Source organism: Mycolicibacterium obuense (assembly GCF_055397605.1).
Genome location: NZ_AP043663.1, coordinates 5,135,051 through 5,158,554, shown reverse-complemented (window position 1 = coordinate 5,158,554; position 23,504 = coordinate 5,135,051). Strand labels below are relative to the sequence as shown.

Here is a 23,504-nt window from a genome sequence, read left to right as displayed (position 1 = left end):
GGTCACTCGCCGGTGAACGTCGGCGGGCGCTTCTCGAACATCGCGGTAATGCCCTCGGTGAGGTCCTTCGACGCCAGGAACGCCGAGTTCCACGCCGCCACGTAGCGCAGGCTCGCCGAGACCGCGGCGGTGCGCTGCTCGTCGAGGACGTCCTTGACGCCGGCGACCACCAGCGGCGGGTTCGCGGCGATCTCAGCCGCGGTGGCCCGCGCCGCGGCCAACGACGCGTCGGCGTCGGGGAACACGTCGTTGACCAGACCGATCTTCTCGGCCCGCCCAGCGTCGATGTCCTTGCCCGTCAACGCCAGTTCGCGCAGGTGCCCGTCGTTCAGGATCAGCGGCAGCCGCGCCAGCGAACCGACGTCGGCGACGATCGCGAGCTTGACCTCCCGAACCGAGAACTTCGCGTCGGCACTCGCGTAGCGGATGTCGACGGCTGAGATCAGGTCGACGCCGCCGCCGATGCACCAGCCGTGCACCGACGCGATCACCGGCGTGCGGCAATCGGCGACCGCGGTGATCGACTGCTGCATGGTCTTGAGGTGCTTGTGGAAGTCGGCGCGGGGTTTGGCCAGGGCGCCCTCGGCGAGCATCGGTGACAGCATGCCGCCCATCGCGGGCAGGTCGAGGCCGTAGCTGAAATTCTTGCCCGAACCCGTCAGCACGATCGCCCGCACGTCGGGGTCGGCGTCGAGCTCCGCGAAGACCTGGGGGAGTTCGGCCCAGAACGCCGGTCCCATCGCATTGCCCTTGCCCGGGCCGATCAACGTGACCTGTGCGATGTGGTCGGCGATCTCCACTGTCACTGACTCATAGCTGCTGCCCATGGCTCATGAGGCTAGCTGCCGCGCGACAGCGCGGGCCATCAGCCCATCAGGGCGTCAGCCCATCAAAACGTCGGCGACCTTCGCGCTGGGCAGGAACTGGCATGCGGCGTCGGCGAGGAGTTGGCCGACCGTCTCGCCGTTGGCGCCGATCGGGTTGTTGCCCTGGGCGAGGATCGCCTTGACCACCGCGAGCCGGGTCGCCTCGTCGAGCTTCGAGTACTCCTCGCACGACATGCTGGTCGCGTTCGGCGGGGGCGGCACCTCGGGGACGTTCGACCCGCGCGTCGGCAGCGGCAGATTCGGGATCGTGATCTCGGGCAACCCGGGGATGCTCGGCAGCCCGGGAATGCTCGGCGCGCTGCGTTCGGTGGTCAGCGGCGGGCCGGGTTCGGTGGTCTGCGCGACGGCACCCTCGGTGCTGCGTGAGCAGGCCGTCGTCGCGCCGAGCACGATCGCCAGCCCGACCATGGCGGTCGTCGTCACCCGCGCGCGCGTCCTCATCTTCGCCACGATAGGGGGCTACACCCGCTCGAGATAGAAATACAGGTGACGCGGCGTGCCGGAGCTGGTGTCCATGGCGCCCTTGCCGTTCATGATGCCGACGACGGCGTTGTCGTCGACGACCTTGAAGTGGTCGTGCACCGGCTTGCCGTCGTAGACCATGGACGCGACCGTCTCGCCGCGGAACTCTTCCATCCACAGGCTGGCTTCGCCGTTCATCGCCTCCGTGTTCGAGAACTTGGCGCCGTCAGCATCCAGGCACACCAGCGGCTTGGCGTCGGCGGCGGAGTGGAACGTCTTGCCGAACCAGTTGAGCCGCTTCATGAAGCCGTTGGCCTTGTGGCCGGTGTCGAACTCGCCGCCCTTCCATTCGCCAAGCATGAACTCGATGGTCGCCGGCGCCAGGGTGGCCCAGAACGCGTCGAGTTCGGCGTCGTCGATCCGGCCGGTGCGCGAGGTCAGCTCGGTGAAGGTCTTCCGGGGTTCGGTCATGAGCGTCCTGTCCAGGTGCGGGCGAAGTCGAGGAAGGCGTCGTTCTCGCGCGGGGCCGCCACGGTGACCCGCACGCCGTCGTCACCATAGGGCCGCACGATGATGCGGCTGTTGGCGGCGTCGGCCGCGAACTGCTGGGCGCGGCCGGTCAGCGGCAGCCAGACGAAATTGGCCTGCGACGGCGGCAGTTCGTACCCGGCGTCGCGCAGCGCGGCCGAGACGCGGGTGCGTTCGGCCACGACGGCGTCGGTGCGTTCGAGCAGTTCGTCGGCGGCGTCGAGGGAGGCGATGGCGGCGGCCTGGGAGACGGTCGTGGCGGTGAAGGGGACGTAGACCTTGGACAGCGCGCTGACGATGTCCGGATCGGCGACGGCGTAGCCGACGCGCAGGCCGGCCAGGCCGTACGCCTTCGAGAACGTCCGCAGCACGACGACGTTGGAATGCGCGCGGACCAGGCCGAAGCTGTCGGGCACCAGGTCGTCGCGGATGTACTCGATGTAGGCCTCGTCGAGCACGACCATGATGTGCGGCGGGACGGCCTCGACGAATGCGGCCAGCTTGGCGGGGTCGACGACGGTGCTGGTCGGGTTGTTCGGGTTACAGACGAAGATCAGCCGGGTGCGGTCGGTGATCGCGGCCGCCATGGCGTCGAGGTCGAAGGTGTGTTCGGTCAGCGGCACCTGGACCGGGGTGGCGCCGGCGGTGCGGACCTGCAGCGGATAGATCTCGAAGCTGCGCCACCCGAACAGCACCTCGTCACCGACCGTGGAGGTGATCTGGATCAGCTGCTGGCACAGGCTCACCGACCCGCAGCCCACCGAGATGTGCTCGGGCGCGAAGTTCACGTGCTTGGCCAGGCGCTCCTTGAGCTCGACGTATCCGTTGTCGGGATAGCGGTTGATGCCGTCCATCGCGTCGGCGACCGCGGCGCGCACGCTGGGCAGAGGCCCGTGGACGGTTTCGTTGCTGGCGATCTTGATGGCGCCCGGCACGGTCTTGCCCGGTGTGTAGGCGGGCAGATCGGCGAGTTCCGGGCGAAGACGTGCGGGCACCCGAACAGTTTAGGGCTGTCGTCGATCTGCTTTGCTTCCCGTGGCAGGGCCTGTGTACTCTCTCCTTTCGGCGGTCAACGTCAGGAGGCGTGCCAGAGCGGCCGAATGGGACTCACTGCTAATGAGTTGCCCGCCTTAAAGCGGGCCGGAGGTTCAAATCCTCTCGCCTCCGCCAACAACTGAACACGCACCACCACGCGCCCGTAGCTCAACGGATAGAGCATCTGACTACGGATCAGAAGGTTAGGGGTTCGAATCCCTTCGGGCGCACTTCTATTTCTTGTTGGCGAGCACCATGTCGACTGCCGCCTCGATGACGTCGTCACCCGGCACCGTTCCGAACATCAGCGACGGGCACGCCACCACGCCGGCCAGCATCGAGATCGCCGCTTCCAACTGCGCACCGTCGAAGACGTTCTCCAGCATCGTCCGGATCGGACGCTGCGCCTCGGAGTTCAGCGAATCGCGGATCTCGGCCATGGTCTCGACAGACGCCCACTGCGCCATCGCGTAGAGCACTTTGTCCAAGTGGAGGTCGACCACCGCGGTGCGGAACGACGTCAGCTCGCCGATCAGATCTGAGCGAAGGTCGCCCGAGGGCTCCGTGTGGGGCAGCTCGCCGATGGCATCGAGGGCGATCCGTAGCAGGTCCACGCGCGTCGGCCAGTGGGTGTACAGCGTGGTCTTCGAGTAGCCGGCGAGCTCGGCGACGCGGGCGTGGGTGACGGCTTCGGAGCCCTCGGAGACTAGGACATCCAGGGCGGTGCGGCCGACGTCGGCGCGGGTGCGGATGACCCGGGCGTCTTCGCCAGGGGCAGCCTTGCCGCTGCGGCCTGCCATCTGCACTCACCTCTGCCCCGTGGTCTCTGGTGCCCTCAATTAACGCATGAATCCGGTCGGGCCCGTCGAAGACGTGCGCGGGGCACCCTGTGCGCGTCGATAAAATTCACCGGTGATGTCCGACGTTGCCATGCTCACGCAGTCTGCGCAGGCGAGTCTTGTCGCCAAGGACTACGCGGCTGCGGCGTCGGCGGCCTGGGCGGTGCTCACCGTCGAGCCGACTCACGAGCATGCGATGCGGCTGTATGCGCTCGCGTTGCACGGGCTGGGCCGCGACGCAGATGCGTTGGCGATGGCGTGGCGTCTGGTGACCGAGCATCCCCGGTCGGCGCTGGCGCAGTACACGTACGCGAGCCTGCTGCATGAGTCCCGCATGGATCAGCAGGCGTCGGCGGTGGTGGACGAGGCGTTGCGGCTCGACCCGACGAACCCGGACGCACTGGTGTTGCGCGGCGACATCTTCCGAACGACCTGGGGTGCGAAGGCTGCCGAGCAGCAGTATCTGCAGGCGCTGCGGATCGAGCCGAACCATGCCATCGCGACGCACAACCTCGCGGTGAGCCGGTTGCGCTGGGGCACGTTGACGCAGGCGGTGCGGGGACTTCTGGTCGCCGACCGCATGAATCCGGCGTTGCGCCCCATGGTGATCGACAACATCGGGCTGGCGATGGCGCGGGTACTGCGGATGGCGACGGCGTCGGTGGTGTTCCTGGCGGTGGCGCTGATCGTCGTGATGGCCGCCAACGATGACGGAATGTCGACGGTGCTGCCGCGGATCGCGGCTGGGGTATTGGGCCTGGCTCTCGTCGTCCCGCTGGTGTGGGTGGCGCGTACGGTTCCGGCGGCGGTCTTGAGTGTTGTTGTGCGGCAGAGACTTCTACTCGGTGCGCGGATAGCGTTCGTGGCGTTGGCGGTGCTGCTGGGCGCGGTGACGGCGGCGGTGGGCGCGAACCCGGTGTCCGACGTGGCGGGCACGCTGCTGTTGTTCGGGGTGTTCGGCTTGACGGTGCTCGGATACGTGACGGGCTCGTAGCTGCCGTCACACGTGGAACAGCGGACGGCCCTGGGGTCCTCGTAGGACGCGATGATGTCGGGCAAGGGGTTGGACACCAGGTGAGAAAGCTTGACGAGTGTGTATTCGTCACGAGCAGAGGCGATGATCAGCCCATCTGTGTCGGTCAGACTGAAGAAGCCGTGGGTGTCTTTATCTGTGATTCGGAAGTCAGTTGCGTCGGCATCTGGGTGGGTCGGTAATCGCAGTCGCGGGAGCCCTTTTCGTGATCGAGCATCCGAACCCAATAGACCGAAAAGGTGCTTCTCCAGGGTCTCCGCCGCGGGCGCTGACAGCTCGAACTGTTCGTCAGAAGCCCTTTCCGACGAGGTTAGGACAAAATGGCCGTCAAAGCGTCGACGGATGTAGAAACGGATTTCTCCGCCGGGATCGGACCAGAGAATTGTCGCGCGCGAATGCCCTCCTCGGCTCACTGAATATCCCGCTGCTCGCGCCCACTCGACGAGGTCTTGTCACACCTCTGGGGTGAACGGTGAGTTGTCTGCCTCCCTTACGGCCAAGGTTCCGCCTAGCAGTCGGCTGTATGTGAGGCGCCCCAGAAGGTAGTAGCACGCCTCCGATTCGGTGGAGAGCCGTGCCAAGCCGTTCTTGTTTCCGCGTTCGTACCAGTACACCTCCCAGAGGCCATCAGTGCTGGGCTCGACGCACCATGAATACTCCGCCTGACCGCCGAGTGCCAGCTCGCGGTCTGGGATCTCCAAGGCGCGCAGAGCTCGCCTCAGCTCTGTGACGTTCATGCCGTTACCCGCTCGGCGAAAGCCGAGGTGGACTCTTCGGGATGCACCTAGACCGGTCCCTTCGTCGATGCAGGTCCACCGTCAACCGTATGTGCGACAGTGCTCTTCGAGATTTCAGTGAAGTCGACGGTTGGGTAGTCGCGTTTGATGCGTGCAGCAATATCGGCGGGATCGTCGGGTCTGAGTCCTCCCTGCATCAAGAAATAGCGACCCACATCGATCTTGTAGGGGCCTTCAGAGAACATCACCCGAAGGATGAATGAGCGGTCGCTTGCCTCGTAAAGTGTCCATTCCCAGGGAGAGTCGGCGAGCTTCGTGAGTTCGATGGAGTTGCTGGGGCTCGGAACGTCGCTCACCAAGGCCTGCCCGGCGTACTCGCATTTCTCGAACGTCAGATGCTCATCTCGGCCAACGGTGTTGTCGATGACCAGTGCGAGCTGCACGGGAAAGCGCTTCATGCCGTTGTGCAACTGCGTGCCTACAGCCAGACTGCACACGATCACCGCGTAGATACGCAGGAAGGCACCGGCGTCGTCACGTCCGTGAAACTCGGGTTGCGTTCGACTCCAGTCGAAGTCGGGCTGGGGATGAAAGCGCAAAGGCGGATTCAGAACGACGAAGAAGTAGTCACTTCTGTCGGGTCCGGGTATTTGCCGCGCCACACGTCCGCTCACCGGAAGTTGGCTCTGTAGCTCGGGGATTGCGTATGTAAGACCACCTCCCGACTGATCCCAATCGATGCTGTCGATCGTCAGATGCGGCATGGAAGTACCTCCCAATGAAACGCAGACTTCAGGGAGCCCACTGATTTTCAACCCCGCGGATATTGGTGAGTCGACCGGTGTCCACGACTACCTCGTAAACGCCAGGTTCGATCGAGCCCGCGCCGACGGTGCGCGCCAGACCAGGATCGTCGTCGAGCAAGAGGAGCTCGGCGGTTCTCCCGGACGTTCGGACGATACGTACCGGGACACCATCGAGCTCAGCGGTGAAAATGCGCTCGAAGACCTCGGTCTCGTTCAGGGGCACGCTCATCGACCAGACGTTGGCTCGGACTGGCTCAAAACCCGTCGGGCCGTCGGCGGTGACGGCTGTCAGCTGGACGGTCTCTGCGACGACGTCGGCGAAGAACTCGGTTCCGCGCCACCGAGCCAGTGTGCCGACCATCGGGCTCGGCGGGCGCCATTGCTTGGCGTTGAGCCAACCGCGTGCAACACCTTCGTATCGCGAAAGCATTTTCTGTTCGCCGTCGGACCTAAGGCGCCAGTATTCGGAGCCGTATGGATATCGGGTGCGGCTCATGGCCCACACCTGAGATAACGAATCGCCGAACAAGAAACCATTGGGAAAGGTCGGCCAGGGGCGTGGCGCTTCGCTGGGTTGGGACAGCGTGGCGAGGCGGGGCTGTTCGAAGCGCACGACATCGACGAACTGCGGCGCCCCTTCCACCCCGTAGGCTGCCAGAAGTTGTTGTGGTGTGCGCAGATTGACAGCTGCAGCCGCATCCGCGACGTATCCGCCCACCTGGTCATCGCCAGTGTCGACGATGGCAGTTGCGAGGGTGGAATTCAGCAACTTCTGGAGAATGAACCGATCAGGCATAGGGCATCTCCTCTATCTCGATGCTGTCGAAATCCTCCGGCTTGTAATGCCCTGTCCAGCCCATGTATTGGTCGCCGTCGAGTCCGAGTTCGTCTGCCACGGCGGGCGGTCCGATGTAGGTGACCCCTATTTGACCGTCGTGGAAACGGCTGACGAGAGACACGGCGTGGCCGGATAGGAAGCCGGTGACCTTTCTGTACAACATCTTCTCTATCGACGATCGAGGCACTTTGACCCAAGGCCGGTAATGGCCAGGCTCGAACCGTGACTCGCCAGCGTCAATGGCATCGGGGAATTCGGGCCCCCCGTCTGCGCGCAGTGCGATCCAATCCTCACCGGTGAAGGCGATCGGGTACTGCTTTCCCCGGTAGGTTGCGATACCGCCCGAGACAGGAATATCCATGTTAATTACCCTGAGGTATCCACTCGTCGCGGCCGAGGACAGCTATCAATCGTTGTGTTCCGTCGTCGAGGATTTCCCACATCTCCGCACCTTCCCGCATGGTGATCCCGGATGCAACGTACTCGGGTATGACGTCGTCACCGGATTTGGTGAAGCCGTTACCGGTGAAGGGATCTTCCCAGCTGTCGAACCGACTGTTTCCGCCCAGATCGGAATTCCTCGGTATTTCATAAAGATCGGGCGACGTTGGATTCTCCGCTTGAAAGCGGATGACCATCGTTCCCGGATCATGCTGTGCGAATTGTGATCCTCCGTAGTCGAGCCGAAGATGGTCGTATATTGCCGCCGGGGAGGACAGATGCGCAGTGTCCCCTGCCACGGTCACCGAACCATTGACTATCCGCGGATCAAAATTGGTTGCGCCCATGATGTAGTCGTCGGCGCGGCTTTGAACGAAGTGCCCGTCGGCATGGAAGAAGCCGGGCGGAATCACCTTTTGCATAACGGTGTCAGCTGTCGGTGCGGGCAAGGCGTCGCGAACCGCCGTCAACAAGTGGCGTTGATCCGCTGTCAGAGCATCCGTCGGGGTGTTGATCAGATCGACGAGTTCGCTCTTGCTCATGCCATGTGCTGCGAGGGCGTCGTCGATTCGATGGTTGTCGAGGAGCTGCTCAGGTGCGAGTGACGTGGTGTGCTCGCTGCCATCCATCATCGAGTAGACCCGCGCGTGCCCGTCCGGCGGAGCCTTGTCTCCGGGCGAAGTGTGGGTGCCGTCGCCCGGGGACGGTTGATCGCCGTTCGCGTGAGATTCCGGACTTCCCGGGTGTGTGCCATCGGGGGACAGGGGCTGTTCGTGAGTCCCGCCGGCAGCTGCGGACCCGCCATTCTGTGGACCCGGTTCCGACCCGCCGCCTCCGCCTGACGACTCCGGCGTCGGCGTAGCTGAAGGAGCCGAGTGCGCTGGGGCTTCTGTCGGCGCTTCAGGCGTCCCACCCGACGGTCCGTGCGGCGCTGTCGATCCGCCAACGGATCCGGGGCCCCCGCCGGGTGAAGCCGACGGCTGCCCGCCTGGCGAAGGTGTCCCACTCGGCGACGGTGCCGAGGACGACGGCGCACCGCCCGCCGACGGCGCTTCGCCCACGGGTGCCCGCGGTCCGGCGCCGCCCTCGGCGCCCGAACCCGACGGCCGGCCACTCGGTGCCGACGGCTCACCAGCACGCGGACCGCCACCCGACGGGCCGCTGCCCGACGGCGTCGACCCACCCGGCGCCGGACCAGCACCCGGCGTGCCCGGCCCCGCCCCGCCCGGAATCCCCTCGGGCCGCAGCGGCGGCACCCCGCCCGTGCCAGAGGGGTTGAACTCCGGAACATGCGGTGTCTCAATGCGACTCGGCGTCCCGCGTGTCCAGCTGCCCAGCTCACCGACCTTGGGCAGACGACCTTCCTCGAGCACGCGTCGGCTCAGGTTCAGGCCCTTGGCGACGCTGCCGGTCTTCGACAGCGCGCCGCCGGGAACGAACAGCGAACCGATGTTGAACGCCGCCTCGCCCGCGGCGCGGCCCGGATGGTCACCCGACCACTTGTCCCACGCGACGAACTCCTTGCCCATGTTGATCAGGACATCGGGCAGAGTGGACGGGTCCTTGGCGACCGAGAGCGCCATCTCGGCCATGCCCTTCCAGGTGTCCGGGTCGGCCATCGCCACGATCCCCGACACGGTGCCGATCAACCCGGTGACCGCGCCCACCTGGATGTCGGTGTACAGCGTGACGGCATTCGCCAGATCGTTGCCCACCCGGTCGCCGAACGTCTCCACCAGGATCGGCCGGATCCATTTCTGGAACGCCGTCGCCGCGTCGCCGATGAGGCCGGTCAGCTCGTCGAGCAGCCCGACGATGCCCTTCACCTGACTCTGGAAGTTGTGCAGCACCGTGCCGATGTCGTGCGCCACTTCGCGCAGGATGTCGTCGGCCTCTCCGGTGAAGATGCCTTTCACCGTGTCCCACAGGCCGTCCAGCGACAGCCGGTCGAGGATTCGCCGGATCGCGTCCTGGGTTTCCTGCACGCCGTTCGCAAAATCAGTGATCGACTGCGCGACAGAGTTCGACACCTCGGCCAGCGACGAGATCGCGGTGCCCAGGCTTTCCAGCGCGGTCTTCATCGCCCCGGTCTCGGGGACCTGTTGCGCGGCAACGGCATTCTTGATGCCGGTCAGCTGCGGCTCGATTAGCGCGAACCCGGTGGCGAAGTTCCGCCATTGCCCTGCGGTCACACCCATGATCGGGGCGTTGCCCGACGGCCACGTCATCGCGGTCCCGGCGAAGAAGCCGATGCCTGGCAGCACCTGCAGGAACGGTTGGATCAGGTACCACTTGTCCGGCGGCGGGACCGTGACGCCGTTGGGGCCGGCCGGGACGTGGGCAGGCAAGGCTTTGCCGGGTTCGGCGCCGACGCCGCCGGACGGTCCGGGCCCGCCGATCGTCGCCGCGGCGTCGGCGTTGCGGTAGTTGTAGCCGGTGGCCTGTAGCAGCATGCCCACGGAGTTGAAGGCGTTGGCAGCATCGGCGACGGCGGAGGTGAACTCGCCGGCTTGATGGCCGTACTTCAATCCGAAGTTCAGCCCCGCCGGGTCCATGCCTGACGAGATGCCACCGCCGAGCGCCGCGCCCAGTGCATCCGACAGCCGAGCCAGCTGCGAGCCGATCGCACCGGTCTGCTGACCCGCGGCGATCAGCGCCTCCGGGTCAACCTCGATCCGCACCGCGTGGCCCCCCGATGGTCATGCCTGCCACATCTGGCCGTTCTTGGCGACGGCGTCGGTGTAGTTCTTGTGCGCCGTGTCGGCGACCTTCTGCAGCGCGGCGAGCGATTCCTTCATCTGCTCTGCACCGGTCTCCCACTGTTTCTGCGCCTGCGCCTGCGCATCCGAGGCGGCGCCCTCCCACGAGCCGCGCAGCATCGCCATCGTGTGCTCGATGTCGTCGAGGCATTCGCCGACCTCGCGACCGAATTCCTCCATGTGGGTGATCGCGGCGCGCAGCGCATCGAAATCGACTATCAGCGCGCTCATCGCTCGTCCCTCGGCGTCGGATCGCGATCGGAACCCCGCGGCTGTTCGGGTGCGGGCGCCTCACCTCCCTGCGCTGCGCCCTCGACCATGGACGCCACCTGCTCGACGAATCCGCCGGCCATCTGCGCCCCCTGCTGCAGGAAGCCGCCGAGCTGTTGTGGCGCCGACTGTGCCGACTCCGCAACCGACCCGAGCTGCTCGAGGTTCATCGCCTGGGCCAGACCCGTCAGCGGCTCGGACGCCGCCGCAGCAGCGCCACCCCCCGTAGCCGAGCCACTCGCAGTTGAAGCCGCCGGCGCCGCAGTCGGAGCCCCGCCTCCGCCGCCACCACCCCCCGCAGGCGCACCCCCGCCGCCCTGCATCGTCGCGCTCAAAGCCTCACCGGACTGCTGGTCGGTCTTGGCGTACTCCTTGCCCGCGAGGCTCAGCAGGTCGGCCATGGTCTGCAGACCGCGAACCACCTGGCCGGCTCCGTCGTGCCACTTGTCCCACGCAGGCCCGTAGGCCGAGGCGGCGTCTCCTTTCCACCCCGAGCCGAGCAGTTGCCGCGTCTCCAGATCCACGCTGGACAGTCCGTCCTGCAGGCGCTGTCCGGCGTCGCGCAGCCGCTCGGATGCCGCCTGCAGTTCCGACACCACCACCTCGACCGAACGCTCCACGGCAAAGAGCCTATGGGCCGCGGCGAGGGGGTCCGTGCGCCAATTTCGCCCCGCCGCTGCGCTCTAGGGTGGGGGCGTGCGCCTTCTTCTGATCGCCGACACCCACGTGCCCAAGCGGGCCAAAGACCTCCCGCCGCAGGTGTGGGACGCGGTCGACGACGCCGACGTCGTCATCCACGCGGGTGACTGGGTGGAGCCGGATCTGCTCGATGCGTTGGAGCAGCGCTCCCGACGGCTGGTGGCGTGCTGGGGCAACAACGATGGCGACGAGCTGCGTCGCAGGCTGCCCGAACGGGCCGACGTCGAGTTGGGCGGGTTGCGCTTCATGGTCACCCACGAGACGGGCGGTGCGTCCGGCCGCGAGGCGCGCATGGCCAAGGCCTATCCCGACACCGATGTGCTGGTGTTCGGCCACAGCCACATCCCGTGGGACACGACCGCCGAGACGGGCCTGCGGCTGCTCAACCCGGGATCACCGACCGACCGGCGCCGCCAGCCACACTGCACCTACATGACCGCGACGGCGGCCGATGGCACACTCACCGACGTCCAGCTGCACCGTGTGCCGCGCCGTGAGTGACCGGCCCGCCACCGTCGACGACGTGCACCGCATCGCCGCGGGCATGCCGCACGTGACGCGCATCGAGGGCCCGAAGGCCGGCAACGCGATCTACCAGGTCGGCGGCAAATCGTTCGTGTTCTTCCGCACCCCGAGGCCCGACGCGTTCGACCCGGACACCGGCGAGAAGTACCCCGACGTCATCGTCATCTGGGTCGAGTCCGAGGCCGACAAGCTCGCGCTCACCCAGGACCCGTCGTCGCCGTTCTTCACCACACCGCACTTCGACGGGCACCCGTCGGTGTTGGTGCGCGCGAGCCGACTCGCGGAGGTCGCCGTCGGCGAGGTCCAGGAATTGATCCAGGACGCCTGGCTGTCCCGGGCCTCGAAACGCCGCGCGCAACAGTGGTTCAGCCGGGACGGGTGATCTTGTCGTGCTCGGCTCCGCAGCAGAACAGCGCGAGCCGGGCCGGGACGTCGCCGGGGTTGCGCCACCGATGCCGAGTCCCGTTCTGCACCACGGTGTCCCCGGGCTGCAGCGTCACCTCGGCGCCGTCGTCGAGCTCCAGGATCACAGTGCCCTCGAGCACCACCTCGAAGTCGATGGTGTCGGTGGTGTGCATGCCGGGATCGTCGAGCTCCATGTACCCGAGCAGGCCCGGCAGCTTTTCCTCGCCGTCGGCGATCGCCTCCTCGGTGGTGAGGTCGTCCGTGCGCGCGGTGGCGGTGCCCGGCGGCAGCGTGAACATCGAGAACCGGAATCCGCCGATCGGTGGAAAGTAGGTGCGCCAGTTCGGCATCGACCCGTCATCGGGGAAGTGGGGTGTCTGATCGCCGCCCCACAGCATCGTGAACTCCGACCCCGGAAGAAGCACCGGTGTGCGCGGCGCGACGGTCTCGTCGCTGACGAACACCGACTTGCCGGCGGCATCGTGACCTGTGACCACTCGACGGACATCCATCGGCCCAGTCAACCACCGCGACGGCAGTGAAAGTGGCAGTCTCAGCGGAATGGAGCACAAGCCGCCGAGCAGCACCATCGAAGCAGCGCATCGCGAGCATCTGACCTCCCTTCCGTTCGACGACACCCGGGATTTCGCCGACGCCGATCGCGGCTTCATCGCCGCGAAGACTCCCTGCGTCATCACCGCCGCCGACGGCCGGGTGGTGTGGGACAACGACGTCTACGACTTCCTGCACGGAGACGCACCCACGTCGGTGCACCCGAGCCTGTGGCGGCAGTCCCAACTTGTCGCGAAACAGGGTCTCTACGAGGTGGTCGGGGGGATTTATCAGGTCCGCGGTTTCGACCTGTCCAACATCACGTTCGTCGAAGGGGACAGCGGCATCATCGTGATCGATCCGCTGGTGTCCACCGAGGTGGCTGCGGCTGCCCTGGCGCTGTACCGCGAACACCGCGGAGAGCGTCCCGTCACCGCCGTCATCTACACGCACAGTCACGTCGACCATTTCGGCGGTGTGCTCGGGGTGACGTCACAGGCTGACGTCGACGCCGGGAAGGTTGCGGTGCTGGCGCCGGAGGGCTTCACCGCGCACGCGGTGCAGGAGAACGTGTACGCGGGCACGGCGATGGCCCGCCGGGCCGGCTACATGTACGGGGCAGTGCTGGAGCGTGGGCCGCACGGGCAGGTGGGCTGCGGGCTCGGTCAGACCCCCTCGCAGGGCGAGGTCGCGATCATCGTGCCCACCATCGACATTCGCGAGACCGGCGAGACCCACACCGTCGACGGTGTCGAGATCGAATTCCAGATGGCACCCGGCACCGAGGCGCCGGCCGAGATGCACTTCTACTTCCCGAAGTTCCGCGCACTGTGCATGGCCGAGAACGCCACGCACAATCTGCACAACCTGCTGACGCTGCGCGGCGCGCTGGTACGCGATCCGCACGGCTGGGCGGGGTATCTCACCGAAGCGATCGACACCTTCGCCGACCGCGCCGACGTGGTGTTCGCCTCCCACCACTGGCCCACGTGGGGCAAGGACCGCATCGTCGAATTCCTGTCACTGCAGCGGGATCTGTACGCCTACCTGCACGACCAGACGCTGCGCCAGCTCAACCAGGGCTTCACCGGGATCGAGATCGCCGAGACCTTCTCGATGCCGCCCGCTCTCGAGAACGCCTGGCATGCACGGGGTTACTACGGGTCGGTGAGCCACAACGTGAAGGCGGTCTATCAGCGCTACATGGGCTGGTTCGACGGGAACCCGGGCCGGTTGTGGCCCCACCCGCCGGAAGCGATCGGACCCCGCTACGTCGCGGCGATGGGCGGTCTGGACCGCGTGGTCGAGATCGCTGCGCAAGCCTTTGATGAGGGTGACTTCCGCTGGGCAGCAACACTTCTCGACCATGCCATCTTCACCGACGAGAACCACGCCGGGGCTCGGCAGCTCTACGCCGACACCCTCGAGCAACTGGCATACGGGGCGGAGACCGCCACGTGGCGCAACTTCTTCCTGGCAGGAGCCACCGAGCTACGTGACGGCAACTTCGGCACCCCGACGGCCACGTCGACGACAATGGCCGCTCAGCTCTCCCCGGAGCAGATGTTCGACGTGCTGGCGATCAGCGTGAACGGCCCGCGCGCATGGGATCTGGACCTGGCGATCGACGTGACCTTCGTCGACACCGCGACCAACTACCGGCTCACGCTGCGCAACGGGGTGCTGGTCTACCGCAAGGTCGATGCCGACGAGCAGACCGCGCAGGCCGCGCTGCGGCTGGCGACCAAGGTGCGGCTGCTGAGCTTGGCGGCGGGTGACACGACGTCACCAGGGGTCGAGATCCTCGGTGACGCAGCAGTTCTCGCGCAGCTCGTCGATGTGCTGGACAAGCCCGACCCCGGCTTCGACATCGTGACGCCCTAGGGCTGACCGCCGTCGGCGCGGATGATCGACCCGGTGGTGAAACTGCTCGCATCAGACATCAAGAACAAGGCCGCGCCGATGATCTCGCGGGGCTCGCCCGCACGCTGCAACGCCAGATGTCCGAACGCGGCGTCGGGGTCGAACGTCCACGCATCGGCGATGTCGGTGAGAAACGGCCCGGGCATCAGCGTGTTGACCCGCACCGTCGGCCCGAACGCCTTCGCCAGCGCCTCGGTCGTCGCATTGAGGCCTGCTTTGGCCGCCGCGTAGGGCAGGAACGTCGGATCCGGTCGTAGCGATCCGCTCGTGCTGACGTTGATGATCGACCCGCCTCCGGCGGCCAGCATGCGCTCACCCACCAGGGCCGACAACCGGAACGGGCCCTTCAGGTTCAGGTTGAGCGCCGCATCGAACAGCTTCTCGCTGACATCGGTGAGGGACTCGTACAGCGGTGACATCCCCGCGTTGTTCACCAGCACGTCGACCCGGCCGAACCGCTCATAGGCCGCGTCGACGAGCCCGTCGAGCTGATCCCACCGCCCGACGTGGACGGCGTACGGCAGTGCCGCGCGACCGGTCTCGGCGGCGATCTCCTCGGCGGTCGCGACGCAGGCCTCGTAGGTGCGGCTGGCGATCACCACGTCGGCACCGCACCGGGCCGCGGCGAACGCCATCTCCCGACCCAGTCCCCGACTGCCGCCCGTCACCAGCACCACGCGGTCGGTCAGATCGAACAGCGAATCTGCGTACCCGGTCACGGGCCCTATGGTGGCACGGTGCAACTGCTTCTCGTCCGACACGCACTTCCACTGCGCAGCGAACCGGGGGAGGGCTCGGATCCGAACCTGTCGCCCGAGGGTCTCGCCCAGGCGGCCCGGCTGCCCGACGCGCTGGCCCGCTTTCCGATCACTCGGCTGGTGAGCAGCCCGCAGGTGCGTGCCATCGAGACGGGAGGGCCGGTGGCCGAGAAGCTCGGGCTGCCGATCGATGTCGACGACCGCCTCGCCGAATACGACCGCGACCTCGAGCACTACATCCCGATCGAGCAGATCGCCAGGGACAACCCCGAGGAGCTGCAGCGGTTGATCGACGGTCACCTGCCGAGCAGCGTCGACGAGGACGCCTTCCGCGCCCGCATCGCCGCAGGCATCGAGGATGTGGTGGCCGCCGCCGACCACGAGGACACGGTTGTGGTGTTCAGCCACGGGGGTGTGATCAACGTGCTGCTGCACACCATCCTGCGCACACCGCGGTTGCTGAACTTCCACGTCGACTACGCCTCGGTGACCAGGGTGCTGTCCTCCCGCAGCGGTCGGCTCTCGGTGGCCAGCGTCAACGGCACCGAACACGTATGGGATCTGCTGCCGCGAAACGTCAGCTGGTAAACAGAACGCCGTGACAGACCTCGAAGGCCTCGACCTCACTGCCCTGGATCGCCACCTGCGAGAGGTGGGCGTGCCCCGCACCGGAGACCTGCGCGCCGAGCTGGTGTCGGGTGGCCGGTCGAACCTGACCTTCCTGGTCGCCGACGACGCGTCGAAGTGGGTGCTGCGTCGCCCGCCGCTGCACGGACTCACGCCGTCCGCGCATGACATGGCCCGCGAGTACCGAGTGGTGGCCGCGCTGAAGGACACCGCGGTGCCGGTGGCCCGGGCGGTGACCATGCGCAACGACGACTCGGTGCTCGGTGCGCCGTTCCAGATGGTGGAGTTCGTCCCCGGCCGCGTGGTGCGCTACACCCATCAACTCGAGGCTCTCGGCGACAAGGCGGCCGTCGAGCAGTCCGTCGACGCGCTGATCGCCGTCCTTGCCGACCTGCATGCGGTGGAACCCGACGCGGTCGGTCTCGGTGACTTCGGCAAGCCCACCGGTTATCTCGAGCGTCAGGTGCGGCGCTGGGGATCGCAGTGGGATCTGGTGAAGCAGCCCGACGACGCGTGCGATGCCGACGTCAAGAAGTTGCACAGCCGGCTGGCCGAATCGGTGCCGGCCCAGAGCCGATCGGCGATCGTGCACGGCGACTACCGCATCGACAACACGATCCTCGATGCCGAGGACGCCACCAAGGTCGTCGCCGTCCTCGACTGGGAGATGTCCACCCTGGGCGACCCGCTCAGCGACGCCGCACTGATGTGCGTCTACCGGCATCCGACGTTCCACTTCGTGCACGCCGACGCGGCATGGGCATCGGAGTTGGTGCCCGACCCCGACGCGCTCGCCGAGAAGTACGCGCGGGCGGCCGGTGTCGACCTGCACGACTGGGACTTCTACATGGCGCTGGCGTACTTCAAGCTGGCGATCATCGGCGCCGGCATCGCATTCCGGTCACGGGAGGCCGGCGTGACCGACGACGGTGATCGCGTCGAGGAAGCCGTCGCACCGCTCGTCGCCGCCGGGCTCCGCGCGTTGTCCTGATCACAGAGGGTTTCCCGCGCGGGACCATCGGGTAGAGAAGCGCGTGCCCTCCTCTGAGATGAAGCGCGACGTCGGTGCTGAACTGGACGTCGAGATCTATGCCCCGACGACCCTCGAGTTCCAGATCGCGGTCGCACCGCAGCCCGGCGCCGAGGTGACCGAATCCTTGTCGTTCACGTTGGACGGCAAAGAAATTCCGCTGGAGAAGATCAACGAGATCTCCGGCGACCACGGCAACCGCATCCACAAGTTCGACGTCGAGAAGGGCAACCTCAAGGTCAGCTACTCGGCCACGGTGCTGGGGCAGGCGGACCCGACGCCGGTCACCGAGCTGGATCTGACCACCTACCTGCGCCCGAGCCGGTACGCCGAGGCCGACAAGTTCTTCGGCTTCGCCGCGACCGAATTCGGTGACTACACCGACTCGGTTGCGCTGCTGGAGAAGGTGTCCTCGTGGGTGGGCTCGCGTCTGCAGTACGTGCCCGGCTCCAGTGACCCGATCGACGGTGCCGCCGACACGCTGCTCGCCGGCTCCGGGGTGTGCCGGGACTACGCGCACCTGGTGATCGCGCTGCTGAGGGCCGTCAACGTTCCTGCGCGCCTGGTGTCGGTGTACGCCCCGGGCTGCCAGCCGATGGATTTCCACGCCGTGGCCGAGGCCTTCGTCGACGGGCAGTGGCGCGTGGTCGACGCGACGCTGCTGGCGCCGCGACAGTCGCTGGTCCGCATCGCCACCGGTCGAGACGCGGCGGACACCGCATGGTTGGACAACCACAAGGGTTCGATCAACGTCAACAACATGGTCGTCACCGCGACCGTGGACGGCGACTTACCGAAGGATTCGGTCGATCAGGTGGTGTCGATTCGGTGAGGCCGGCTCACAACCCGGCTTTGAGGTTCTTCTTCGCCGCCCGGCGCAACTGGAAGATGCGGACAGCGCCGACGGCCACGGTGAGCAGGCCACCGGCGACCGCCGCAGCGAGGATCGCCACGCCGAGTGGCAGGCTCCAGCTCCAGCCCAGGAACTGGAACTGGGCCGACTCGGTGTTCTGCGCGATGAAGATGAGCAGCACGATGAGGATCAGGAAGCCGAGTGCCAACGCCGACCACAGCGCCGCGGCGCGGGTGCGGTGCACCGCGGACTTCGGCGGCACCGGGGTGCCTGTTGCCGGTGTCGTCGGCACGTCGTACGTGGGCGACGGGTCGGCCGACGAGAACGGTTCGCTGGACATGGCACCATTCTTGCCCTTTCGCGCTTCGAATGAAACATGCACAGATGTCGCGTTAGTGTCACGAAAGCTTCCGCGACCTGGAGAGGACGTTCCAGCGTGACCCGTTTCCGAAAGCACTCTCGAAAATCCGGATGGTCGCCGCTGCGCGTCCTGCTGACACTGGTGCTGGCGCTCACCGTCGCCGCGTGTGGCAGCTCCAATCCCCTGGGTGGCGGGGAGGTGTCCGGGGATCTGAAGTCGATCAAGGTGGGTTCGGCGGACTTCACGGAATCGAAGATCATCGCCGAGATCTACGCCCAGGCCCTGGAGGCCAACGGTTTCACCGTGTCCCGACAGTTCGGGATCGGCAGCCGCGAGACGTACATCCCGGCTGTGCAGGATCATTCGATCGACCTGATCCCGGAGTACACCGGGAACCTGCTGCAGTACTTCGACGAGAAGAGCCCGGCCACCACACCCGACGCGGTGCTGCTGGCACTGTTCAAGGCGCTGCCCGGCGACCTGTCGATCCTGGTTCCCTCGCCCGCCGAGGACAAGGACACCCTCGCGGTGTCGGAGGCGACGGCGCAGCGCTGGAACCTGAAATCGATCGCCGATCTCGCGGCGCGCTCGCCGGAGGTGAAGGTCGGCGGCCCGTCGGAATTCCAGACGCGGCAGACCGGCCTGGTCGGACTGAAGGAGAAGTACGGACTCGACATCGCGCCGGCCAACTTCGTCGCGATCAGCGACGGCGGCGGTCCGGCCACGGTGCAGGCGCTCACCGGCGGCACCGTCACCGCGGCCAACATCTTCTCCACCTCGCCGGCGATCGAGCAGAGCAAGCTCGTGGTGCTCGAGGACCCCAAGAACGTGTTCCTGGCCGCGAACGTGGTGCCGCTGGTCGCCTCTCAGAAGATGTCGGCCGATCTGAAGACCGTGCTGGACGCCGTCAGCGCCAAGCTGACCACCGAGGCGCTGATCCAGTTGAACACCGCGGTCGAGGGCAATCAGGGCGTCGATCCCGACGAAGCTGCGGGAAAGTGGATCGCCGACAACGGCTTCGACAAGCCGGTCGGAAAGTAGGGGCGATGATCACGTTCACCAACGTCAGCAAGAAGTACCCGGACGGCACCGTCGCCGTCGACGACCTGACTCTCGAGGTCCCCGAGGGGACGCTCACCGTGTTCGTCGGACCGTCGGGATGCGGTAAGACGACCTCGATGCGAATGATCAACCGGATGATCGATCCGACGTCGGGCACGTTGACGGTCGACGGCGACGACGTCACGAAGGTCGACCCGGTCAAGCTTCGGCTCGGCATCGGATACGTCATCCAGAGCGCGGGTCTGATGCCCCATCTCCGGGTGATCGACAACGTGGCGACCGTCCCCGTGCTGCGTGGCGAATCACGGCGCAGCGCACGGAAATCCGCGCTGGGCGTGCTGGAAAGGGTGGGCCTGGACCCTGCGCTGGCCAACCGCTACCCGGCACAGCTCTCCGGCGGGCAGCAGCAGCGCGTCGGGGTGGCCCGTGCGCTGGCCGCCGACCCGCCGATCCTGTTGATGGACGAGCCGTTCAGCGCCGTCGATCCGGTGGTGCGCGACGACCTGCAGAACGAGATTGTGCGCCTGCAAAAGGAACTGCGCAAGACCATCGTGTTCGTCACCCACGACATCGACGAGGCCATCAAGCTCGGCGACAAGGTCGCCGTCTTCGGCCGCGGCGGGAAGCTGCAGCAGTACGACGAGCCGTCTCGGCTGCTGTCCAACCCCGCCAACGATGCGGTCGCGGGCTTCGTCGGCGCCGACCGCGGTTACCGAGGTCTGCAGTTCTTCCACGCCACCGGCCTCCCGCTGCACGACATCCGGCACGTCGGTGAACCCGAGATCGATTCTCTGACACTGAATCCGGGAGACTGGGTGCTGGTCACCCGGCCCGACGGCACCCCGTACGCGTGGATCGACGCCGAGGGTGTGAAGCTGCACCGGGAGGGTCGCTCGCTCTACGACAGCACGATCGCCGGCGGATCGCTGTTCCGTCCCGACGGCACGTTGCGGCTGGCGCTGGACGCGGCCCTGTCCTCGCCGGCCGGTCTCGGCGTCGCCGTCGACGAGAACGATCAGGTCATCGGCGGGGTTCGTGCCGACAACGTGCTCGAGGCGCTGGAGACCCAGCGCACCGCTCGGCAGGCCGGCGAGTAATGCGGTACCTGTTCACCCACCTCGATGATCTCTGGGCGCTCACGGTGATCCATCTGCGGCTCTCGTTGATCCCGATCGTGCTGGGGTTGGTGATCGCGGTTCCGCTGGGCGCGCTGGTACAGCGCACGACGGCGTTGCGCCGGCTCACCACCGTGACGGCGAGCATCATCTTCACGATCCCGTCGCTGGCGCTGTTCGTGGTGCTGCCGCTCATCATCCCGACCCGAATCCTCGACGAGGCGAACGTCATCGTCGCGCTGACGCTCTACACGGTGGCGCTACTGGTTCGTGCGGTGCCCGAGGCCCTCGACGCGGTGTCGCCCGCAGTGCTCGACGCCGCCACCGCGGTCGGTTACAAGCCGCTCACCCGGATGCTGAAAGTGGAACTCCCGCTTGCTGTTCCGGTGCTCATCGCCAGCCTGCGGGTGGTGGCCGTGACCAACATCTCGATGGTGTCCGTCGGCTCGGTGATCGGCATCGGTGGCCTCGGAACCTGGTTCACCGAGGGCTATCAATCGAACAAGAGTGACCAGATCGTGGCCGGCATCGTCGCGATCTTCGTGCTCGCACTGGTCATCGACACGCTGATCATGCTGGCGGGCAAGGCACTCACGCCTTGGACAAGGGCGCAGACCGGTTCGGCGACGGCGGCACCGAAGGGAGCGTCAGTGTGAACTTCCTCGAGCAGGCGCTGTCCTTCATCTTCACCGCCGCCAACTGGTCCGGCCCCTCCGGGTTGGGCATGCGGATCGTCGAGCATCTGCAGTACACCGCGATCGCGACCTTCTTCTCCGCCCTGATCGCCGTGCCGATCGGCATGCTGATCGGCCACACCGGGCGGGGCACCTTCTTGGTCGTCACCGGGGTCAACGCGCTGCGCGCGCTACCGACCCTGGGCGTGCTGTTGCTCGGCGTGCTGCTGTGGGGACTCGGGCTCGTGCCGCCGACGGTGGCGCTGATGCTGCTCGGCATTCCGCCGCTACTGGCCGGCACCTACGCCGGCATCGCCAACGTGGACCGCTCGGTGGTCGACGCGGCACGGTCGATGGGCATGACCGAGCGGCGCATCCTGCTGCGCGTCGAGACCCCCATCGCGATGCCCTTGATCCTGGGCGGGCTGCGGACCGCGACATTGCAGATCGTCGCGACGGCCACCGTCGCGGCCTACGCCAGTCTGGGCGGGCTCGGTCGCTACCTGATCGACGGCATCAAGGTCCGGCAGTTCCACATCGCCCTGGTGGGCGCCTTGATGGTGACCCTGCTGGCGTTGATCCTGGATGCCGCGCTGGCGTTCGCGGTCTGGCTGTCCGTGCCCGGGAGCGGGCGGTTGCGCGGCCGCCGATCGCTGCCGCAGCCCTTCCTCTCCGACGAGGTGGCGGTCGAATCTCGACGCAGTTCGGCAGCCCGCCACGAACGGGTGGGCCCGTCGCCTACGGTAGACCCATGAGTGAAGCCGACCGCTCTGAGACGACTGCCTTCCCCGCCGTGCTGACGTGGCGCGCGCCCGACGTGTCGCGGATGGAGTCGGTGCGCGTGCAGCTCTCGGGCAACCGCATCAAGGCCTACGGTCGCGTGGTGGCGGCCGCCACAGAAGCGCATCCCGCGTTCAGCGCCTCCTACGATCTGGTCACCGACGAGAACGGCGCCACCAAGCGGCTGTCCATGACGGTGACCATGGCCGAGCGCGAGCGGCAGCTGTCGGTCGCGCGCGACGAGGAGAACATGTGGCTGGTGCAGGAGCACTCGGGCCAGACCAGCCGGTCGTCCTATGACGGCGCCCTCGACGTCGACGTCGTCTTCAGCCCGTTCTTCAACGCCCTGCCCATCCGCCGCGCCGGCGTGATGCCCGGCAGCGAAGAGTCGGTGACCGTCCCGGTCGTCTACCTGAGGGTGCCCGATCTGTCGGTGGACATCGCGCACATCAGCTACACGGCGACCCCGGACGGCATCAAGCTGAACTCGCCCGTCGCCGACACCACCGTCACGGTCGACGCGAACGGTTTCATCCTCGACTATCCCGGATTGGCAGAGCGGATCTGATCACACCGCCGGCCCGGCCGGCGGCAGCCAGCTCCTCGTGCCACCCCGCGGCGCCGATCACCGTCCCGACGATGTCGGTTCGGCTGACACTGTCGTAGCGCACGCGGGCGGCGTGCCCCGCGGTCACCAACTCGGCGACCGACCCGTGCTGAGCCAACTGCTCGCGGGCGCGGGTCAGCAGCGCCAGCGCCTCGTCCAGCACGGGCAGCAGCTCGCCGGCGTTGGCTTCGCACATCGCACGCACCAGCTCGGGAGCCGTGGCCGCCACCCGGGTGCCGTCCCGGAACGACCCCGCCGCCAGCGCGAAGGCCAGCGGAACGTGCCCGGCCGTCGTCGCCAGCGCCTCGGCGAGCAGGTGCGGGAGGTGCGAGATCGTCGCCGCGGCCCTGTCGTGCTCGTCGGACCGGGCCGGCACCACGAACGCCCGGCAGTCGAGCGCCAGCGTCATGACCTCGGCCCAGACTTGCGGGTCGACATGGTCGTCGACGCTGATCACCCACGGGGTACCGACGAACAGGTCCGCGTCACCCGCGGTCCAGCCCGAGTGCGCGGTACCCGTCATCGGGTGGCCGCCGACGAACCGGTCCAGCAGCCCGGCTGCGCGCACCTCCTCGAGGACGGCCCCCTTCACGCTGGTCACATCGGTCAACGGGCACTGCGGGGCGACGGCGCGGACGTGGGCCAGCATCGTCGGCAGGGCCGGCATGGGGACGGCGATCACCACCACCGCACCGAGATCGGCGGCGCGGGTGAGAGCTTCGTCGAGGTGCGTGGTGGCGTCGTATCCGTCGAACCGGGCGGCCTCGACGCCCTCGACCGACCGGTTGTATCCGAACACGGGACGCCCCGCCGCCCGGGCCGCACGCATCAGCGAGCCACCGATCAACCCCAGACCCAGGACACAGACGGGTGTCTTCTCCACCTGTCCAGGTTGGCA

28 protein-coding genes, 2 tRNA genes and 1 pseudogene are annotated in these 23,504 nt (G+C 67.0%); 14 read left to right on the top strand and 17 right to left on the bottom strand.

What is annotated here, in order from left to right:
- Positions 1-2: 2 nt before the first annotated feature.
- Genes ACZ50N_RS25010 through hisC form a run of 4 tightly spaced genes read right to left on the bottom strand, consistent with a single transcriptional unit; the run spans position 3 to position 2,872 of the window.
- Positions 3-827 (bottom strand): crotonase/enoyl-CoA hydratase family protein, encoded by an 825-nt coding sequence (locus ACZ50N_RS25010; protein WP_133414771.1) that lies wholly within the window; start codon positions 825-827, stop codon positions 3-5.
- Between the two features lie 54 nt (positions 828-881).
- Positions 882-1,328 carry a hypothetical protein gene (locus ACZ50N_RS25005; protein WP_052765217.1) on the bottom strand — a complete coding sequence of 149 codons (447 nt, stop codon included), beginning with the start codon at positions 1,326-1,328 and terminating at the stop codon, positions 882-884.
- A gap of 18 nt (positions 1,329-1,346) precedes the next feature.
- Positions 1,347-1,820 carry a DUF4334 domain-containing protein gene (locus tag ACZ50N_RS25000; protein ID WP_133414772.1) on the bottom strand — a complete coding sequence of 158 codons (474 nt, stop codon included), beginning with the start codon at positions 1,818-1,820 and terminating at the stop codon, positions 1,347-1,349.
- On the bottom strand, positions 1,817-2,872 hold the full coding sequence (gene hisC, locus ACZ50N_RS24995) for a histidinol-phosphate transaminase (protein ID WP_464474049.1): 1,056 nt from the start codon (positions 2,870-2,872) through the stop codon (positions 1,817-1,819). Before hisC ends, ACZ50N_RS25000 begins: the two co-directional genes overlap by 4 nt.
- Positions 2,873-2,955: 83 nt before the next feature.
- Between hisC and ACZ50N_RS24990 the strand changes: the two genes are divergently transcribed.
- Positions 2,956-3,047: transfer RNA gene (locus ACZ50N_RS24990), tRNA-Ser, on the top strand.
- Between the two features lie 22 nt (positions 3,048-3,069).
- Positions 3,070-3,142, top strand: a tRNA-Arg gene (locus ACZ50N_RS24985).
- 3 nt (positions 3,143-3,145) lie between these two features.
- Here the strand turns inward: ACZ50N_RS24985 and ACZ50N_RS24980 are convergent.
- Positions 3,146-3,712, bottom strand: coding sequence for a TetR/AcrR family transcriptional regulator (locus ACZ50N_RS24980; protein WP_464474048.1), 567 nt, complete (start codon positions 3,710-3,712; stop codon positions 3,146-3,148).
- 112 nt (positions 3,713-3,824) lie between these two features.
- Here ACZ50N_RS24980 and ACZ50N_RS24975 point away from each other — a divergent pair, with 112 nt between their 5' ends.
- Complete coding sequence (locus ACZ50N_RS24975) at positions 3,825-4,745, top strand: tetratricopeptide repeat protein (protein WP_464474047.1); 921 nt, start codon at positions 3,825-3,827, stop codon at positions 4,743-4,745.
- A gap of 44 nt (positions 4,746-4,789) precedes the next feature.
- Here the strand turns inward: ACZ50N_RS24975 and ACZ50N_RS24970 are convergent.
- The 8 genes and pseudogenes from ACZ50N_RS24970 to ACZ50N_RS24935 form a co-directional block, all read right to left on the bottom strand.
- Positions 4,790-5,209: pseudogene (locus ACZ50N_RS24970) on the bottom strand (Imm61 family immunity protein); the annotation flags it as partial.
- Positions 5,210-5,236: 27 nt separating this feature from the next.
- Positions 5,237-5,521, bottom strand: a complete 285-nt coding sequence (locus tag ACZ50N_RS24965) for a hypothetical protein (RefSeq protein WP_053079311.1) — start codon at positions 5,519-5,521, stop codon at positions 5,237-5,239.
- Positions 5,522-5,568: 47 nt separating this feature from the next.
- Entirely contained in the window at positions 5,569-6,285 is a 717-nt protein-coding gene (locus tag ACZ50N_RS24960) for a hypothetical protein (RefSeq protein WP_464474046.1), read from the bottom strand.
- A gap of 28 nt (positions 6,286-6,313) precedes the next feature.
- Positions 6,314-7,123: a hypothetical protein gene (locus tag ACZ50N_RS24955; protein ID WP_048422512.1), complete on the bottom strand. Its 810-nt coding sequence runs from the start codon at positions 7,121-7,123 to the stop codon at positions 6,314-6,316.
- Positions 7,116-7,526, bottom strand: coding sequence for a hypothetical protein (locus ACZ50N_RS24950; RefSeq protein WP_048422513.1), 411 nt, complete (start codon positions 7,524-7,526; stop codon positions 7,116-7,118). The genes ACZ50N_RS24955 and ACZ50N_RS24950 overlap by 8 nt, the downstream gene beginning before the upstream one ends.
- 1 nt (position 7,527) lies before the next feature.
- On the bottom strand, positions 7,528-10,287 hold the full coding sequence (locus ACZ50N_RS24945; RefSeq protein WP_464474045.1) for a WXG100 family type VII secretion target: 2,760 nt from the start codon (positions 10,285-10,287) through the stop codon (positions 7,528-7,530).
- Between the two features lie 18 nt (positions 10,288-10,305).
- Positions 10,306-10,596: a WXG100 family type VII secretion target gene (locus ACZ50N_RS24940; RefSeq protein WP_464474044.1), complete on the bottom strand. Its 291-nt coding sequence runs from the start codon at positions 10,594-10,596 to the stop codon at positions 10,306-10,308.
- Positions 10,593-11,255, bottom strand: a complete 663-nt coding sequence (locus ACZ50N_RS24935) for a WXG100 family type VII secretion target (RefSeq protein WP_464474043.1) — start codon at positions 11,253-11,255, stop codon at positions 10,593-10,595. Before ACZ50N_RS24935 ends, ACZ50N_RS24940 begins: the two co-directional genes overlap by 4 nt.
- 76 nt (positions 11,256-11,331) lie before the next feature.
- On the opposite strand from ACZ50N_RS24935, the gene ACZ50N_RS24930 reads away from it, so the two are divergent.
- Positions 11,332-11,835, top strand: coding sequence for a metallophosphoesterase family protein (locus tag ACZ50N_RS24930; RefSeq protein ID WP_464474042.1), 504 nt, complete (start codon positions 11,332-11,334; stop codon positions 11,833-11,835).
- Positions 11,828-12,241 carry an MmcQ/YjbR family DNA-binding protein gene (locus ACZ50N_RS24925; protein ID WP_464474041.1) on the top strand — a complete coding sequence of 138 codons (414 nt, stop codon included), beginning with the start codon at positions 11,828-11,830 and terminating at the stop codon, positions 12,239-12,241. Before ACZ50N_RS24930 ends, ACZ50N_RS24925 begins: the two co-directional genes overlap by 8 nt.
- Here the strand turns inward: ACZ50N_RS24925 and ACZ50N_RS24920 are convergent.
- Positions 12,225-12,776, bottom strand: a complete 552-nt coding sequence (locus ACZ50N_RS24920; RefSeq protein ID WP_073683022.1) for a cupin domain-containing protein — start codon at positions 12,774-12,776, stop codon at positions 12,225-12,227. The genes ACZ50N_RS24925 and ACZ50N_RS24920 overlap by 17 nt on opposite strands.
- Before the next feature lie 49 nt (positions 12,777-12,825).
- Between ACZ50N_RS24920 and ACZ50N_RS24915 the strand changes: the two genes are divergently transcribed.
- On the top strand, positions 12,826-14,700 hold the full coding sequence (locus ACZ50N_RS24915) for an alkyl/aryl-sulfatase (RefSeq protein WP_464474040.1): 1,875 nt from the start codon (positions 12,826-12,828) through the stop codon (positions 14,698-14,700).
- On the opposite strand, the gene ACZ50N_RS24910 is transcribed toward ACZ50N_RS24915, so the two are convergent.
- Entirely contained in the window at positions 14,697-15,458 is a 762-nt protein-coding gene (locus ACZ50N_RS24910) for an SDR family NAD(P)-dependent oxidoreductase (protein ID WP_464474039.1), read from the bottom strand. The genes ACZ50N_RS24915 and ACZ50N_RS24910 overlap by 4 nt on opposite strands.
- Positions 15,459-15,476: 18 nt before the next feature.
- Here ACZ50N_RS24910 and ACZ50N_RS24905 point away from each other — a divergent pair, with 18 nt between their 5' ends.
- Genes ACZ50N_RS24905 through ACZ50N_RS24895 form a run of 3 tightly spaced genes read left to right on the top strand, consistent with a single transcriptional unit; the run spans position 15,477 to position 17,986 of the window.
- Positions 15,477-16,085 (top strand): histidine phosphatase family protein, encoded by a 609-nt coding sequence (locus tag ACZ50N_RS24905; RefSeq protein WP_048422520.1) that lies wholly within the window; start codon positions 15,477-15,479, stop codon positions 16,083-16,085.
- A gap of 10 nt (positions 16,086-16,095) precedes the next feature.
- The gene (locus ACZ50N_RS24900; RefSeq protein ID WP_464474038.1) at positions 16,096-17,115 is read left to right on the top strand and encodes a phosphotransferase family protein; all 1,020 of its coding nucleotides are present in this window, start codon (positions 16,096-16,098) and stop codon (positions 17,113-17,115) included.
- A gap of 58 nt (positions 17,116-17,173) precedes the next feature.
- Complete coding sequence (locus ACZ50N_RS24895) at positions 17,174-17,986, top strand: transglutaminase-like domain-containing protein (RefSeq protein WP_046362973.1); 813 nt, start codon at positions 17,174-17,176, stop codon at positions 17,984-17,986.
- Positions 17,987-17,993: 7 nt separating this feature from the next.
- On the opposite strand, the gene ACZ50N_RS24890 is transcribed toward ACZ50N_RS24895, so the two are convergent.
- Positions 17,994-18,347: a LapA family protein gene (locus tag ACZ50N_RS24890; RefSeq protein WP_046362972.1), complete on the bottom strand. Its 354-nt coding sequence runs from the start codon at positions 18,345-18,347 to the stop codon at positions 17,994-17,996.
- A gap of 141 nt (positions 18,348-18,488) precedes the next feature.
- Here ACZ50N_RS24890 and ACZ50N_RS24885 point away from each other — a divergent pair, with 141 nt between their 5' ends.
- From ACZ50N_RS24885 to ACZ50N_RS24865, 5 genes are read left to right on the top strand one after another with little or no spacing between them, the layout of a single operon-like run.
- A complete protein-coding gene (locus ACZ50N_RS24885) occupies positions 18,489-19,409 on the top strand; it encodes an ABC transporter substrate-binding protein (RefSeq protein WP_198529208.1) in 921 nt (306 codons plus the stop codon).
- A 5-nt stretch (positions 19,410-19,414) separates the two neighbouring features.
- The gene (locus tag ACZ50N_RS24880; RefSeq protein WP_133414786.1) at positions 19,415-20,527 is read left to right on the top strand and encodes an ABC transporter ATP-binding protein; all 1,113 of its coding nucleotides are present in this window, start codon (positions 19,415-19,417) and stop codon (positions 20,525-20,527) included.
- Positions 20,527-21,201 (top strand): ABC transporter permease, encoded by a 675-nt coding sequence (locus ACZ50N_RS24875; RefSeq protein ID WP_048422522.1) that lies wholly within the window; start codon positions 20,527-20,529, stop codon positions 21,199-21,201. The genes ACZ50N_RS24880 and ACZ50N_RS24875 overlap by 1 nt, the downstream gene beginning before the upstream one ends.
- Positions 21,198-21,974, top strand: coding sequence for an ABC transporter permease (locus ACZ50N_RS24870; RefSeq protein WP_048422607.1), 777 nt, complete (start codon positions 21,198-21,200; stop codon positions 21,972-21,974). Before ACZ50N_RS24875 ends, ACZ50N_RS24870 begins: the two co-directional genes overlap by 4 nt.
- Positions 21,971-22,567 (top strand): putative glycolipid-binding domain-containing protein, encoded by a 597-nt coding sequence (locus ACZ50N_RS24865; RefSeq protein ID WP_048422523.1) that lies wholly within the window; start codon positions 21,971-21,973, stop codon positions 22,565-22,567. The genes ACZ50N_RS24870 and ACZ50N_RS24865 overlap by 4 nt, the downstream gene beginning before the upstream one ends.
- Here ACZ50N_RS24865 and ACZ50N_RS24860 read toward each other — a convergent pair.
- On the bottom strand, positions 22,530-23,489 hold the full coding sequence (locus ACZ50N_RS24860) for a prephenate dehydrogenase (protein WP_464474037.1): 960 nt from the start codon (positions 23,487-23,489) through the stop codon (positions 22,530-22,532). The two genes, ACZ50N_RS24865 and ACZ50N_RS24860, sit on opposite strands and share 38 nt — an antisense overlap.
- Between the last annotated feature and the right edge of the window lie 15 nt (positions 23,490-23,504).